We start from the raw sequence: 14943 nt of genomic DNA on the forward strand, positions 1-14943 counted from the left end.
TTCGCATCCTTCACGCTGTCGCAACAATGCGGCAAAATACGGATTGGAACCGGGGAACCTCGGAAAGGACAATCTCTTTAACCTTTGTTAACGCATTGGCTCGCGGGCCGCTTACCGACGGCTCACCGCGTCATGGATGCGCAGATGCGCGTGTTCCCTGGACCAAATCCGGTGTATTGAGTGCCCGGTTCCGTCCTTTCACCCTTTGCCCCCTGCACCTATGCCGATTTTCAACCAGTCGATCCGGCGCAAGATCGTCGGCATCGCCCTCGGATTGATCGTCCTGATGCTGGTCACCTCGATCCTGTCGATGGTGATGTCGAGCCAGGTCGGCGTCCTCCTCGACGAGCTGACCAACCGCTATATCCCCGCCTACAGCCATCTCGCCCGCGCCAACATCCGTTCTCTGGAGCGGGCGCTCGCGCTGCGGCAGATGGTGATGACCCGAATGGGATCCTCGTCGGACGAGGAGGCCTATGCGGCGCGGCTTCGCGACTTCCAGGCATTGGACCGCAAGTTCGAGGAGGAGGCCGAGACCGCGCGCAAGCTCATCAACGCGATCATCGACGATCCCAGAACCTATTCCGACAATGCCGCGCTGGCGCGGCTCGACGTCCGGATCGAGAGTGCCGTGGCCGAGCTGCGGCGCGATCTGGACGAGGGCAATGCCAGACTGGTCAAGCAGGTCGACGCCAAGGACATGCCCGCGGCCCGCGGCACGCTGGAGCATCTCGATATCTTGCGCGACGCGTTCAACCGCAAGATCGACGCGATCCGCGCCGACATGCTGGCGCAGGTGTTCTTCTCGACGTCGCAGGTGATCAGCCGCCAGCATCAGGCGATCGTCGTTTCGGGCGTCGTGACCTTGCTCGCCGCGATCGTCGGCTTGATCTTTGCGCTTCTGGTGTCCAGCGGCATCACGCGCCCGGTGCGGCTGCTGCTCGCCGGTGCCCGCGAGATCGAGGCCGGCCGCTTCGACAAGACCATCACCGTCTCCACCCAGGACGAGATCGGCGAGCTCGCCGCGGCCTTCAACCGCATGACCGAGCAGCTCCGCCACAACGAGCGGATCCGCGAGACCTTTGGCCGCTACATCGATCCCAAGGTGGTGCAGGGGCTGATCGACCGGCCGGAGGTCGCGATCGACGGCGAGCGCCGGGTCATGACCATCATGTTCTGCGACATGAGCGGCTTCACCTCGATGAGCGAAGGCATGACGCCGCGCGGCCTCGTCAGGGTGATGAACCACTATTTCACGGTGATGTCCGCTCCCATCCGAAGCAATCGCGGCGTCATCGACAAATATATCGGCGACGCCATCATGTCCTATTGGGGCCCGCCCTTCATCGAGGAGGGCGAGCAGGCGCTGCTTGCCGGCACCGCGGCCATCGAGATGGCCGACCAGGTGCCCGCGCTGCAGCGCCAGCTGCCGGACCTGCTCGGCATTCGCGCCATGCCCGCGCCGTGCGATTTGCGGATCGGCATCGCAACCGGCGAGGTGCTGACCGGCAGCATCGGCTCGGAGCTGATGATGAGCTTCACGGTGATGGGCGATGCCGTGAACCTGGCCTCGCGGCTGGAAGCCGTCAACAAGGTCTACGGCACCCGCATCCTGATCTCGCAGGCCACCGCCGAGGCGATCGGATCGCAGCTCGAGCTGCGCGAAATCGATCGCCTGGCAGTCGCCGGCCAGACCGCGCCGCAGACGATCTTCGAGGTGATGGCGAGGGCTGGCGCGCTCACGGATGCGCAATTTGGCTTGCGCACGCACTATGCCGAGGCGCTCGCCGCCTATCGCGCCCGGCGCTTCGATGCGGCGCGCGCGGCCTTTGGCGCGGCGCTCGAAGCCGTCCCCGGCGACGGCCCCTCGCGCACGATGCTCGGCCGCATCGCGCAGTTCGAGGCGAGCCCGCCGGACCAGGGATGGGACGGCGCCTGGCGCCTCGACAGCAAATAGCCTGCCGCACCGGAAAAATTATTTCTACGGGATAACGATGTTCGCCGTGACCTATTTCCCGGGCTTAGGTTGGGTGTCCTTGTGGCGTTTGATGGGGACACGCCGATGCCAGAACTTCAGGACAGGCTGGAACGGTTCGAGACGCTCACCGCCGAATGCGAGCTGATCGCCAAGCTCGCCACCGACAGCACCAAGCGCGAGTTCTATCTGAAGCTTTCGGAGCAGTACCGTCAGCTGGCGCTGGACATGCGGCAGGCGATCGCGACCAAGGCGGCGGAAACTCAGGCGGCGGCCTGAGGCCGGCTGCAATCCGTTCTTAACGTTTGGCGCGCATCCTGATGGCATGCGGGCGTCGCTGATCGGCTGTGCCCGTGTTGGGAAGGCCGGGGTTCGCTGCAATGCAGCGTGCGCCGTGAACGTCGTTTTGCCATGCCTCACAGGGCAATCCCATGCGCCTCGTTGCCGTGATCATCATCGCGCTCATGACGGCGGCCTGCGACCAGGAGCAGGACATCACCGGCTCGACGCCGGTCTGTCCCTTGCGGAACTACAGCTACAACCCCCGCGACATGAACCAGTGCGTCAATGCCTGCAAATCATGCGATCGCGGCACAACCGTCACCTGCACGACCTCCTGCAGCCTCAAGGGCGCGCGCTGAGCGCATCGCCTGCTGCCTTGCAGGGATCGCAACCGCGCCATCCCCGGCCGCCATCGTCCCCGCCATCTCGACCTGATAGGGTCGGTTGGAGCAGGGGGACATCGGATGAAATTCGCAAGCTTTGAAATCAACAACGTGGCGTCATGGGGTCTGGTGGACGGCGACGCCGTGGCCGATCTCGGCGCGGTGCTGGGCGATCGCTATCCCGATCTCAAATCGGCGATCGCCGCGGGCGTTCTGTCCGAGGTCGCCGCCGCGGCAGCCCGGGCGAAGCGCCATCCGCTGGCCAGCATCGCCTTCCTGCCTGTGATCCCGAACCCCGACAAGATCCTCTGCATCGGGCTCAACTATGAGAACCACCGCAAGGAGACCGGGCGTACCGAGGTCGACAATCCCACCGTGTTCGGCCGCTTCGCCAACAGCCAGACCGGGCATCTCACCGACATCATCCGCCCGAAGGTCTCGACCCAGCTCGACTTCGAGGGCGAGCTCGCCGTCGTGATCGGCAAGGCCGGCCGCTACATCCCCCGCGCCGAGGCGTTCGGCCATGTGGCCGGCTATGCCTGCTACAACGAGGGCAGCGTCCGCGACTACCAGCGCCATACCCATCAGTTCACGCCGGGCAAGAACTTTCCCGCCACCGGCGCCTTCGGCCCGTTCCTGGTGACGCCCGACGAGGTCGGAGAGGTCGGGCCGCTGCGGCTGCAGACCCGGCTCAACGGCGAGGTGGTGCAGGACACCACCATCGATCAGATGATCTTCGATATCCCGCGCCAGATCGAATATTGCTCGCAGTTTACCCGGCTCGAGCCCGGCGACGTCATCGCCACCGGCACGCCGGGCGGCGTCGGCTCGCGGCGCACCCCGCCGCTCTGGATGAAGGCGGGCGATGTCGTCGAGGTCGAGATCGACAAGGTCGGCCTGCTGCGCAATGCCGTCGCCGACGAGGCCTGACGGAACCGACGGTGCTGGGGCACCGGAACGATTCACATGGGTTAGCCATTGAAGACGAGGGCAGGACGCGGAGTCCGATGGAATGGGTATGCTCGATCCCGGCCGATTTCTGGTGTCGTGCTCGCATTGCGACGCCTGGCCGATGGCGGCCAATGTGAAGCGGTCGAGCTGGTCGGCGTCGCCGCATGAGGTTCGCTTTGTCTGCACGCGCTGCCGCCGCGAGGAGACTGCGATCGTCTCGGCCTCCGGCGAATTGACCCCGATCAAGCGCGTCGATGTTCCGCCTCGCGATGTCGCTGCCGCCTGGGCCCAGGCCCAGCGTTTGCGAGGGCGGACTTGAGCCGCAGTTGCTACACCGACTGGCCGATTGACTCTCCGGCGGAACGGCACGTAGATGATCGTGACGGTTCTCCTCATGGAGATCAAAAGGGAATGTGGTGCGGGACGTCCCAACGCCGGGATTTGTCTCAACGCCACGGCTGCCCCCGCAACTGTAAGCGGTGAATCTTTCGTCCTGTGCCACTGGGAATCTCGGTCCTGGGAAGGCGACGCAAGGTAACGACCCGCGAGCCAGGAGACCTGCCGTCAGCCGTGGTCACACGCGAGGATGTCGGTCGGGGAGTACAGACATTGGCTTCACCGGAGCAGCCCATCGCTCTGCCGTGAAACCTCGTTCGCTGTGACGTGCCACCGACGTCATACCGAGGTTACAACATTGTCCCGTCTCGCTTCTGCTGCCCGGCGCCTCAGCGTAGGCCTGTTCGCATCCGTCTCGCTCCATTCGCTCGGTCTCTCCGCCGCCTTCGCCCAGCATGCTGTCGCCGAGCAGTTGCCGCCGGTCGAGGTGAGCAAGCCCGACGATCAGAACCGCACGCGGGCCAGGGCGATCGGTGAGGGCGAGACGACGAGGCCGCGGCGAGCCGCGAATGTCGCGCCGGCAGGCAATGGCACCGGCTCATCCGGCCCGGGCTCCGAGGCTGTCGCGGGTGACGGCGGCATCGTCGGAGCCGCCACGACCGTCATCACGGCCGCGGATATCGCGCATGCGCCGTCGCAGACGCTTGCCGAGATCATCGCCACGCAGACTCCGGGAGCCCAGATCACGACGTTCTATGGCGGCCAGATCGGCGCCAAGACCAGCGTGGACCTGCGTGGCTTCGGCGCCTTTGCCACCGCCAACACGCTGGTGCTGGTCAACGGCCGGCGGCTCAATGATGTCGACATGGCGCAGGTGGACCTCTCCACCATCCCGCTCAATTCCATCGAGCGTATCGAGATCACGCGCGGCAACTCCGGCGCGGTGCTCTACGGCGACAACGCGGTCGGCGGCGTGATCAACATCGTCACCAAGACCGGAAGCGGCGGACCGCCCGTGACCGCGCGCATCGAGGCCGCCTTCGGCTCGTTCAACACCAGGCTCGGCAATGTCTCGACCTCGCTCAATTCCGGGCCGTGGTCGACCTCGTTCTACGGCAATGCCGTCAGCACCGACGGCTATCGCGACAACAATCGCTATTCCCAGCAGAATGGCGTCGGCAATCTCAATTACACGACGCCGGGCCTGACGGCGTTTCTCACGGTCACCGGCGACAATCAGGAGCTGCGCCTGCCGGGCGGCCGCACCGTCGATCCCTCCATCGGCCTCGACGAGCTCAAGACCAGCCGCCGAGGCACCAGCACGCCGTTCAACTACGCCAACCAGCAGGGCATTAGCGCGACAGCCGGCTTCACCAAGACCCTGGTCAACGGCGTCGATCTCATCGTCGACGGCGGTGTGCGCGACAAGAAGCAGCAGAGCGCGTTCTTCTCCAGCCCGGCGCCGGTTCCTGCCTTCTTCACCTCGACTTATGTCGATTCCAACCTGACGACGTGGTCGATCACGCCGCGGCTCAGCGTGAAGAGCCTGCTGCTCGGCATGCCGTCGCAGCTCCTGACTGGCATCGACTACTACGATGCGAGCTTCCGGCAGGACCGCGGCGCCGGGCAGGGGCTCGCCGCCTGGCACAATTACGACCTCAGGCAGCAGACGGTCGCCGGTTATTTCCAGCACACATTGGGAGTCGCGCCCACGACCGACATCTCCTACGGGGCGCGGGTGCAGAACGTCAGGCTTGCGGCACGCGACAATTTCGACGCGGCGGCGCCGTTCAACGCCGACATCGGCGCGTCGCCGCTGACCAGCGAGGAGACCCAATATGCGCTGCATCTGGGAGCCGAGCATCGCCTCAATGACGTGGTCTCGCTGTTCGGCCGCGCCGCGCGCGCCTTCCGCACGCCTGACGTCGACGAGCGGCTGTCCTCGGGGCCGTCCTTCGATCCCCTGACCTTCGCGGCCATCCCGCAAACGTTCCAGCTCAAGACCCAGACCTCGCAGGACATCGAGGGCGGCCTGCGCATCAAGGGCGGCGGACTTCAGCTGCAGAGCAGCCTCTATCTGATGGACCTCACCAACGAGGTCCATTTCAACCCGGTCCTGTTCTACAACACCAATCTCGATCCGACCCGCCGCTACGGCTCGGAGACCAGCCTGTCCTATCGCGTCAACGACGCCCTGCTGCTGCGCTCCGGCATGGCCTATACCCGCGCGGTCTTCCGCGAAGGCGTCTGGGCCGGCAACGACGTGCCGCTGGTGTCGCGCTATACGGCAAGCGCCGGCGTCACCTGGAACATCTGGCAGAACTATCTGGTGCTCGATGCCACCGCGCGGTTCTGGAGCGAGCGGCGCATGGACAACGACCAGGCGGGCACGCAGAAGCCGATTCCGGCCAACGGCACGATCGATCTCAAGCTCAGCGGCCAGGTTGAGCGCTACTTTTGGTCGCTCAGCGTCAACAACGTGCTGAACGCGCTCTACTACGACTACGCCATCGCCAGCACTTTCACCGACGGCCGCTTCAGCGCCTATCCGCTGCCCGGCCGCTCCTATCTGCTCAAGGCCGGCGCGACGTTCTGATCAAGGCTTACACCTCGCTACGGCTGTCGCTCACCCTCAGATGAACTGGTATTCCTCAACAAGGAGATCATCCATGGCCTTCAGCATCCTGCCGTCTCACGGCGACGGCTTCCGCCTTCACCCGGTCGCGCCGCGCCTTGCGCCGATGTTCTGCTTTGCGCTGCTGACGGCATCATGCGCGCTCGCAAGCTTCGGTTTCGCCTGCGTCACGCCGTTTGCGGCCTTCGCCGTCGTTGCGGCGGCGATGCTGCCGCTGCGCCAGGCGCTGCTCGTCGTCACCGGCGCCTGGCTGGTGAACCAGACCATCGGCTTCGGCGCGCTGCACTATCCCGTTGACGCCGGCACCATCGTATGGGGCTTTGTCATCGGCGCGGCTGCGCTGCTGGCGACGGCGGCCTCGTCGATGGTGCTCGGCCTGCTACCCCGGGGGCGCACGCCGCTGGTGCTCGCGATCATGCTCGTTACGGCCTATGCAGTTTACGAGCTCGCGCTGCTCGCCGCGACGCCGTTCCTGGGCGGCGAGGGCGCCTTCACCGTCGCCATCGTGACGCGCATCGCCCTGACCTGCGCCGTCTGGCTCGCAGGCCTCGTTGCGATCTGCGAGATCGTCCGCCTGGTCGATCCGTTCGGACACAAGGGCGCAATGTCGGCCTGAGCGACGCCATCGTAGATCGTAGCCCGGGGAGGTAGCGACAACCGGGACAGTGCTGGTGGAATCCCGGGTGTCGCTCCGCTCATCCGGGCTACGCGGCCGTGCCCTGTGTCGGCCTCTGTCAATCCGTCTCGCTAAAAATATTCCACTTTACCGAAATTCGGATTTGTCGTATGTGTCGGCTCATCCCGGCTCATCCAGGAGGGGCGATCTCGAGGTCGTCTTGATCGCGAGCCGGGCTTGCGGTGGACGCGGCAGCGTCGGCATGAGAGGTGCGGGCAGGGCGGGTAGTCCCTGTGAGCCCGAAACCGCGTGTGGACGAGCGGCGCTGCTAGGCTTCGTCTCGCCTGTAAGTTTCGCAGCTCCGTCGACGGGGTTGGAAATACTGCGGCGAAATGGCGGGCCGTGCGTACGGCAAAACCGTGTGGTCCTGGCCGTCGTTGCTACGGTCAAGCCGGATCGAAGATGCGCGCGAGCCCAACCGGGTGGACGGCATCATCCAATTCGAACGGCGAGGGAGGCCAAAGGAAAGTTCGGCTCCCGGGAGAGCACGGCATAAGCCGTCCGACCATCGCGCAGGGAAGGCCGAGTGATCGGCGTCACCTGTATGCTGCTGTGCGGTTCTTCCTGCGTGCATTTCGCGCAGCGGACCGCGGGTGTCTGTCGGCACCCGGCCTTCCCTGCACCCTCTTGGATTTGAGGGTGGAGCGACGAAGCAAAGCTCGGGCGAAATCAGCCGCGAGAATGCGAACGCGCGCTTGCCATCACACACCCGGTGTCATCGCCCCGTTTGGTGCGCGATTGCGCACGGGGGCGGGCGATCCAGTACTCCGAAAAAGCAGTGATTGAACCGAGAAGCCGCGGCGTACTGGATTCCCCACATTCACGGGGAATGACAGTTTGGAGATCGAACTTGCACCTCATGCTTCGTCGCAAGGGCTCCTCGCAATGACGGGGAGAGAGCAAGTGCGTCCCACGCCGCCGCGCTGTGCCCCGGGCGCAGCGCAGCGTCACTTGGACGGTGCGCTGCTGAGCCGGGGCCCATCGCACCGCGACCTCCGGTGCGGCTGCTGAATCCCGGATGCGAGAGTGCGGCAAGGCCGACTCACTCACTTTGCATACATCTCAGTCTCGAACCGGAGTGGCGTGCGCGCCTTGCCCGCAAAATCTCAAGTTGTGGAATGCCGTCTGCAAGATGGTATTACAGTAAGCGAACCCGTGTCTTCCCGGTAACGATTGTGCTGTCGGCGCAACACTCGGTTCCGATTTAACCTTCATCACTGGTGGTTCGCATCACCGCCGCTTTTTGGCCACACCCAAACATGAATAAAATCGCTCTAATGTTCTAAGGGCAGCGGCGGTCCTCGAAAGCGACGAGAAAATCCCAAGGTCGATTCAAATCTTGGCTCTGATTTTTCGCCTCTGAAAGGGTTCACCGGGGAAACTGGTTTGCGATGGGCGCCAAGATTGACAAGCAGAGGCTGCCAAGCCGTCACGTGACGGAAGGCCCCGCGCGCGCGCCCCATCGGTCCTATTTCTACGCCATGGGTCTGACCACCGAGCAGATCCACCAGCCCTTCGTCGGCGTCGCCTCCTGCTGGAATGAGGCCGCTCCCTGCAACATCGCGCTGATGCGTCAGGCCCAGGCGGTGAAGAAGGGCGTCGCGTCGGCCGGCGGCACCCCGCGCGAATTCTGCACCATCACCGTGACCGACGGCATCGCCATGGGCCATGACGGCATGCGCTCCTCGCTGCCGTCGCGCGAATGCATCGCCGATTCCGTCGAGCTCACCGTTCGCGGCCACGCCTATGATGCCCTGGTCGGGCTCGCCGGCTGCGACAAGTCGCTGCCGGGCATGATGATGGCGATGGTCCGTCTCAACGTGCCCTCGATCTTCATCTATGGCGGCTCGATCCTGCCCGGCACATTCCGCGGGCAGCAGGTCACCGTGCAGGACATGTTCGAGGCGGTCGGCAAGCACTCGGTCGGCGCGATGTCGGACGAGGACCTCGACGAGATCGAGCGCGTGGCGTGCCCCTCGGCGGGCGCTTGCGGCGCGCAGTTCACCGCCAACACCATGGCGACCGTCTCCGAGGCGATCGGCTTGGCACTGCCTTACTCGGCCGGTGCGCCTGCACCGTATGAGATCCGCGACGCCTTCTGCATGACTGCGGGCGAGAAGGTCATGGACCTGATCGCCCAGAACATCCGGCCGCGCGACATCGTCACCCGCAAGGCCCTGGAGAACGCCGCCGCCGTTGTCGCGGCGTCCGGCGGCTCGACCAATGCTGCGCTGCACCTACCGGCAATCGCGCATGAGTGCGGCATCAAGTTTGACTTATTCGACGTCGCCGAAATCTTCAAAAAGACACCATATGTCGCGGATTTGAAGCCGGGTGGCCGTTATGTCGCCAAAGACATGTTTGAAGTAGGTGGCATACCGCTTCTGATGAAGACGCTGCTCGACAACGGCTTCCTGCACGGTGATTGCCTTACCGTCACGGGCCGCACGATCGCTGAAAACCTCAAGAGCGTGAAGTGGAATCCGCACCAGGACGTGGTGCACCCGGCAGACAAGCCCATCACCGTGACAGGCGGTGTGGTCGGCCTGAAGGGCAATTTGGCGCCAGAAGGTGCGATCGTGAAAGTCGCGGGAATGTCCAACCTCAAGTTTACCGGTCCGGCCAGGTGCTTCGACCGCGAGGAGGATGCTTTCGAGGCGGTCCAGCAGCGCACCTACCGCGAAGGCGAAGTCATCGTGATCCGCTACGAGGGGCCGAAGGGCGGCCCCGGCATGCGGGAAATGCTCCAGACCACCGCGGCGCTGACCGGCCAGGGCATGGGCGGCAAGATCGCGCTCATCACCGACGGCCGCTTCTCCGGCGCCACCCGCGGCTTCTGCATCGGCCATGTCGGGCCGGAAGCTGCCATTGGCGGCCCGATCGGGCTGCTCGAGGACGGTGACATCATCGAGATCGATGCGGTCAATGGGACCCTTAACGTTAAATTGAGCGACGCCGAGCTCGCCCAGCGCAAAACCAAATGGAGCGCTCGCGCGACTAACCACACGTCGGGTGCGCTCTGGAAATATGCTCAGCAGGTTGGACCAGCGGTCGGGGGGGCAGTGACCCATCCGGGCGGCGCGCACGAGAAACAGTGTTATGCGGACATCTAGGCGTGCCATAGTTGCGTTTGTGTTGGGGGTCGGTGCGCTGGCCGCGCCGGCGCTTGCCTTCGACGGCGCTCCGGTCAACCCGAAGGATGCGACCATCCCGGTCGTGACCACCTTGCCGGGGACCGCGGCGACCATGCGCGGCAGGATCGCGCCGTCGCCCGCGCCGCAGGAGACCTCGCTCAGTGCGCTGCAATATGCCGCCGAGGGTGGCCACCCCATCGCGCAGTGGAAGCTTGGCCGCATGTACGCCAATGGCGACGGCGTCGCCCAGGACGATCTGCGCGCCTTCGAATATTTCAGCCGGATCGCCAACGCGCATGCCGAGGACAGCCCGTCGGCGCCGCAGGCGCAGATCGTGGCCAACGCCTTCGTCGAGCTCGGCCGTTACTATCTCAGCGGCATCCCGAACTCGAAGGTCAAGTCGGATCCGGAGCGGGCGCGGGAGATGTTCTCCTATGCCGCGTCCTATTTCGGCAATGCCGATGCGCAATACGATCTCGCCCGGCTGTACCTGAAGACGCCGGACGCCTCGCGTGAGGATTTCCGCTATGGGGCGCGCTGGCTCGGTCTTGCCGCGCAGAAGGGCCAGCACGAGGCGCAGGCGCTGCTCGGCCAGATGCTGTTCAACGGCGACCGTCTGCCGCGGCAGGCCGCCCGTGGCCTGATGTGGCTGACCCTGGCGCGCGACAGCGCCAGCACGGAAGAGACCTGGATCAAGGAAAGCTACAACCGCGCTTTCGCCAAGGCCTCCGACGACGACCGCGCCATGGCCCTGCAATTGCTGGAGCAGTGGGTGCAGGGCGCCAGCAACAGGCGCTGAACGCAGTGCTGTAGGGTGGGCAGAGCGCAGCGTGCCCACCAGTTCAGCGCAGGCTAGGCAGCCTCCAGATCGAGATCCGCCCACACCGGCACGTGGTCCGACGGCTTCTCCCAGCCGCGCACATAGCTGTCGATCCCGACATTGGCGAGCTTGTCGCTGGCCTGCGGCGACAGCAGCAGATGGTCGATCCGCAGCCCCTGGTTCTTCTGCCAGGCGCCGGCCTGGTAGTCCCAGAAAGTGTACAGCCCGCCCTCGTCGGTGACGGCCCGCAAGGCATCGGTCAGGCCGAGGCCGAGCAGGGACTGGAAGCTCTCCCGCGTCTCGGGCTTGAACAGCGCGTCCTCGGTCCAGGCGGCCGGATTGTGCACGTCGCGGGCATGCGGGATGACGTTGAAGTCGCCTGCCAGGATCAGCGGCTCCTCGGTCTTGAGGCGCTCCTTCGAATAATCAAGAAGCCGGGACATCCATTTGAGTTTGTAGGGATATTTCTCGGTCCCGACCGGATTGCCGTTGGGCAGGTAGAGGCAGGCGATGCGCAGCACCCCTCGCTTCAGCGTCACCACGCCCTCGAGGAAGCGGGCATGGGCGTCCTCGTCGTCGCCGGCGAGGCCCGACTTGGTCTCGTCGAAGCGTAGCTTGGAGAGCAGGGCGACGCCGTTGAAGGTCTTCTGCCCGTGCGTGACCACGTTGTAGCCGAGTGCCTCGATCTCCAGCCGCGGAAAGGCCTCGTCGACGCATTTGATCTCCTGGAGGCAGACGATGTCCGGCTGGCACTCCTTCAGCCAGGTCAGCAGCAGGTCGATCCGCTGCCGGACCGAGTTCACGTTCCAGGTGGCTACTCTGATGGGCATGTCGGCAGGCTCCGGACCAAGGGCCATGGTTAGAACAAACTGCAAACGCGCCCGTCAAGGATGCCGCAAAATCTCCCACAAAATTAACCCGGCTTAAGCAGGCCTCAGGCCATTGATCGTCAAAAGGTTCCTCGGATGGGATTGCCGGACAAGTCGATGAAGCGAACTGAGCCGCGTGACGGCTTGATCGGTGCGTTCCTGTATTGGCTCGGCGGCTTCGAGATCGAGGACGGCCTGACCGCCGGTCTCAGCGAGCGCGAGATCCGCCGCATCCGCGCCAAGCAGATCGACGCCGTGACCCAGCTGATCCCGGTGACGATGGCGGTGACGATGCTGAATGTCGCCATCGTGCTGATCCTGTTCTGGGGCCACGGCTGGAACGACTTCCTCGCGATCTGGGGCCTGACGCTCGCCACCACCGCTTCGCTCGCGGTGCGCTCGTGGCGGAGGTCGCATCAGAACCCGCCGCAGGAGGCCTCGCCCCGCGCCGCGCGGCAGATGCTGCGGCAGGCGGTGTTCCTCGCCGCGATCTGGGGCGCGCTGCCGCTCGCCCTGTTCAGCCGCATCGAGCCGACCAGCCAGCTGATCCTGGCCTGCCTGATGGTCGGCATGATGTCGGGCGGCGCCTTCACGCTCTCGACGTTCCCGCGTGCCGGCCTCGTCTATCTCGCCACCATGACGGTCGCCTGCGCCGGGGCGCTGCTGCTCTGCGGCACCGGGCCCTATCTGGTGACGGCGGTGTTCCTGCTGCTGTTCGCATTTTTCATGGCGCGCAACATCGTCTCGCAGGGCAATCTGTTCCTCGGCAATCTCAAGGCCCAGCTCGAGCTGGAGCGGCAGACCGAGATCATCTCGCTGCTGCTGAAGGACTTTCAGGAGAACGCTAGCGACTGGCTGTGGCAGACCGATGCCGAAGGCCATCTGGTCGACGTGCCCGAGCGCTTCGCCGCCGTCGCGCAGCTGCCGCTTCCGCTGCTGAAGGGATCGCATTTCGCCGACGTGCTCGACATGCTCTGCCCCGAGGACAAGAGCGCGGCCTACAACGTCGTCGGCCTGATGGAGCAGAACGAGCCGCTGCACGAGATGAACCTCAAGGTCGTCGCCGGCGGCGAGGCGCGGCTGTGGTCGCTGACGGCCAAGCCCGCCTATGACCGCGAGGGACATTTCCTCGGCTATCGCGGCTTCGGGCGCGACGTGACCGAGCGCTGGCGCGCGGAAAAGGCCGAGGCCGAGAGCCGCGCCAAGTCCGACTTCCTCGCCGTGATGAGCCACGAGATCCGCACGCCCATGAACGGCGTGCTCGGGCTTGCCAGCATGCTGCTCGAGACCAGGCTCGATCCGGAGCAGCGCGAAGCGGTTACCACGATCCGCGAATCCGGCGACAATCTCCAGCGCATCCTCAACGACATCCTCGACCTCTCCAAGCTCGAGGCCGGACGCTTCCAGTTCGAGGCGATCGATTTCGCTCCGCAGACCTTGGTCGAGACGGTCGCAAACGTCTCGCGCGCGAGCGCCCACAGCAAGGGCAAGAGCAAGGGATTGGCAATCAAGGTCGAGCTCGATCCGAACTTGCCGCCGACGCTGCGCGGCGACGCCGCGCGCATCCGCCAGGTGCTGCTCAACCTCGCGTCCAACGCGGTGAAATTCACCGACGAAGGCGAAGTGACGATCTCCGCAACCTGTCAGGCGCGCCGCGACCTGCTGGCGACCGTGGAATGGGCGGTGACCGACAGCGGCATCGGTATCGCCTCCGAAAAGCTCGGCCAGCTCTTCAGCGATTTCGCGCAGGCCGATGCCTCAATCAGCCGCCGCTTCGGCGGCACCGGGCTTGGGCTTGCGATCTCCAGGCGCATCATCGAGCAGATGGGCGGCACTATCGGCGTCACCTCGACGCCGGGGCAGGGCTCGACCTTCCGTTTCACGCTGGTGCTGCCCTGGAGCCAGGCGCAAGCCTCCGACCAAGCGTCCAGTCGCGACGAGGCCGAGGAGCTCAAGGCTCGCATCGCCAGCCTCGATCGGCCGCTGAAGGTGCTGGTCGCCGAGGACGATGCGGTCAACCGCATGGTCGTGAGCAAGATGCTGGGGGCCTTCGATGTCGAGCTGCGGGTCGTCACCGACGGTACCGAGGCGGTCGCGGCGGCCTCCGAAGGCGAATACGACGTCGTGCTGATGGACGTGCGCATGCCCGACATGGACGGGCTTGCCGCCACCCGCGCGATCCGCGCAGCGGGCGGGCGCCTCGAAACCTTGCCCATCGTCGCGCTGACTGCCAACGCCTTCCCCGAGGACGTCAGGATCTGCCGCGAGGCTGGCATGTCGGACTTCCTCGCCAAGCCGCTGCGCAAGCCGGCGCTGGTCGCGGCCCTGCTGCGCGCACTGGACGGACACGTGATGTCCGAGGACGCGCCGCTCCAGCCGGAGCTGATGCCGGTCGAGGTGGAGTGGACGGACGAGGAGAGGCAGATAACGGGCGCTTAGACCGAGAAGCTGGTCCCGCAGCCGCAGGACGCGGTGGCGTTGGGATTGTTGACGCGGAACGAGGCGCCGATCAGATCGTCGACGAAATCGACCTGCGATCCCTCCAGGAACGGCTGCGAGGCGGAATCGACCAGCACCACCGCATTCTCCTGCTCGATCACGAGATCGTCGTCGGTCCGCGCGCGGTCGATGTCGAATTTGTACTGGAAACCCGAGCAGCCGCCGCCTTCGACGGAAATGCGCAGCATCGCACCAGAGCCTTCGCCCTTGAGGATCTCCCCAATCCGGCGGGCGGCCCGGTCACTGATGGTCACGGCAGTGGTCATTGCTGGTCTCCGAATAGTCTCGTCGTCCCGCGGTCACACTGGGGTCTTGCCCATTTCATTTGGTATCCCGCGTCCGGCATAGTTAAGTGCAAGGATACGCAGAATCAAATGGATAGG

At 65.1% G+C, this 14943-nt stretch carries 12 protein-coding genes and 1 riboswitch; of the genes, 10 read left to right on the forward strand and 2 right to left on the reverse strand.

All coding sequences use genetic code 11. The features are described from left to right. The first annotated feature begins 220 nt into the window (after positions 1-220). The 9 genes from ML401_RS16130 (at position 221) to ML401_RS16170 (ending at position 11171) form a co-directional block, all read left to right on the forward strand. Positions 221-1957 (forward strand): adenylate/guanylate cyclase domain-containing protein, encoded by a 1737-nt coding sequence (locus ML401_RS16130; protein WP_211416890.1) that lies wholly within the window; start codon positions 221-223, stop codon positions 1955-1957. A gap of 105 nt (positions 1958-2062) precedes the next feature. Beyond that, complete coding sequence (locus ML401_RS16135; RefSeq protein WP_211416891.1) at positions 2063-2254, forward strand: hypothetical protein; 192 nt, start codon at positions 2063-2065, stop codon at positions 2252-2254. Between the two features lie 152 nt (positions 2255-2406). Then, complete coding sequence (locus tag ML401_RS16140; protein ID WP_194407965.1) at positions 2407-2616, forward strand: hypothetical protein; 210 nt, start codon at positions 2407-2409, stop codon at positions 2614-2616. A gap of 105 nt (positions 2617-2721) precedes the next feature. Beyond that, positions 2722-3570, forward strand: a complete 849-nt coding sequence (locus ML401_RS16145; RefSeq protein ID WP_212069100.1) for a fumarylacetoacetate hydrolase family protein — start codon at positions 2722-2724, stop codon at positions 3568-3570. Positions 3571-3652: 82 nt separating this feature from the next. Then, complete coding sequence (locus ML401_RS16150; protein WP_194407967.1) at positions 3653-3910, forward strand: hypothetical protein; 258 nt, start codon at positions 3653-3655, stop codon at positions 3908-3910. Positions 3911-3957: 47 nt separating this feature from the next. Continuing rightward, positions 3958-4172: riboswitch (cobalamin riboswitch) on the forward strand. Positions 4173-4285: 113 nt separating this feature from the next. Then, entirely contained in the window at positions 4286-6523 is a 2238-nt protein-coding gene (locus ML401_RS16155) for a TonB-dependent receptor (protein WP_285812444.1), read from the forward strand. 73 nt (positions 6524-6596) lie between these two features. Then, positions 6597-7178: a hypothetical protein gene (locus tag ML401_RS16160; protein WP_285812445.1), complete on the forward strand. Its 582-nt coding sequence runs from the start codon at positions 6597-6599 to the stop codon at positions 7176-7178. Positions 7179-8629: 1451 nt separating this feature from the next. Beyond that, complete coding sequence (gene ilvD / locus ML401_RS16165; RefSeq protein ID WP_194407970.1) at positions 8630-10351, forward strand: dihydroxy-acid dehydratase; 1722 nt, start codon at positions 8630-8632, stop codon at positions 10349-10351. Further along, entirely contained in the window at positions 10338-11171 is an 834-nt protein-coding gene (locus ML401_RS16170; RefSeq protein ID WP_285812446.1) for a tetratricopeptide repeat protein, read from the forward strand. Before ilvD ends, ML401_RS16170 begins: the two co-directional genes overlap by 14 nt. Before the next feature lie 53 nt (positions 11172-11224). Here ML401_RS16170 and xth read toward each other — a convergent pair whose 3' ends face one another. Further along, positions 11225-12022 (reverse strand): exodeoxyribonuclease III, encoded by a 798-nt coding sequence (gene xth, locus ML401_RS16175; protein ID WP_194407972.1) that lies wholly within the window; start codon positions 12020-12022, stop codon positions 11225-11227. 135 nt (positions 12023-12157) lie between these two features. Here xth and ML401_RS16180 point away from each other — a divergent pair, with 135 nt between their 5' ends. Continuing rightward, positions 12158-14500 (forward strand): ATP-binding protein, encoded by a 2343-nt coding sequence (locus tag ML401_RS16180; protein WP_285812447.1) that lies wholly within the window; start codon positions 12158-12160, stop codon positions 14498-14500. Here ML401_RS16180 and erpA read toward each other — a convergent pair. Next, a complete protein-coding gene (erpA, locus tag ML401_RS16185) occupies positions 14497-14826 on the reverse strand; it encodes an iron-sulfur cluster insertion protein ErpA (protein ID WP_211416898.1) in 330 nt (109 codons plus the stop codon). The two genes, ML401_RS16180 and erpA, sit on opposite strands and share 4 nt — an antisense overlap. Positions 14827-14943: the final 117 nt, after the last annotated feature.

It is taken from the genome of Bradyrhizobium sp. 62B (genome assembly GCF_030272265.2).
In the GTDB taxonomy this organism is placed as follows: Bacteria; Pseudomonadota; Alphaproteobacteria; order Rhizobiales; family Xanthobacteraceae; genus Bradyrhizobium.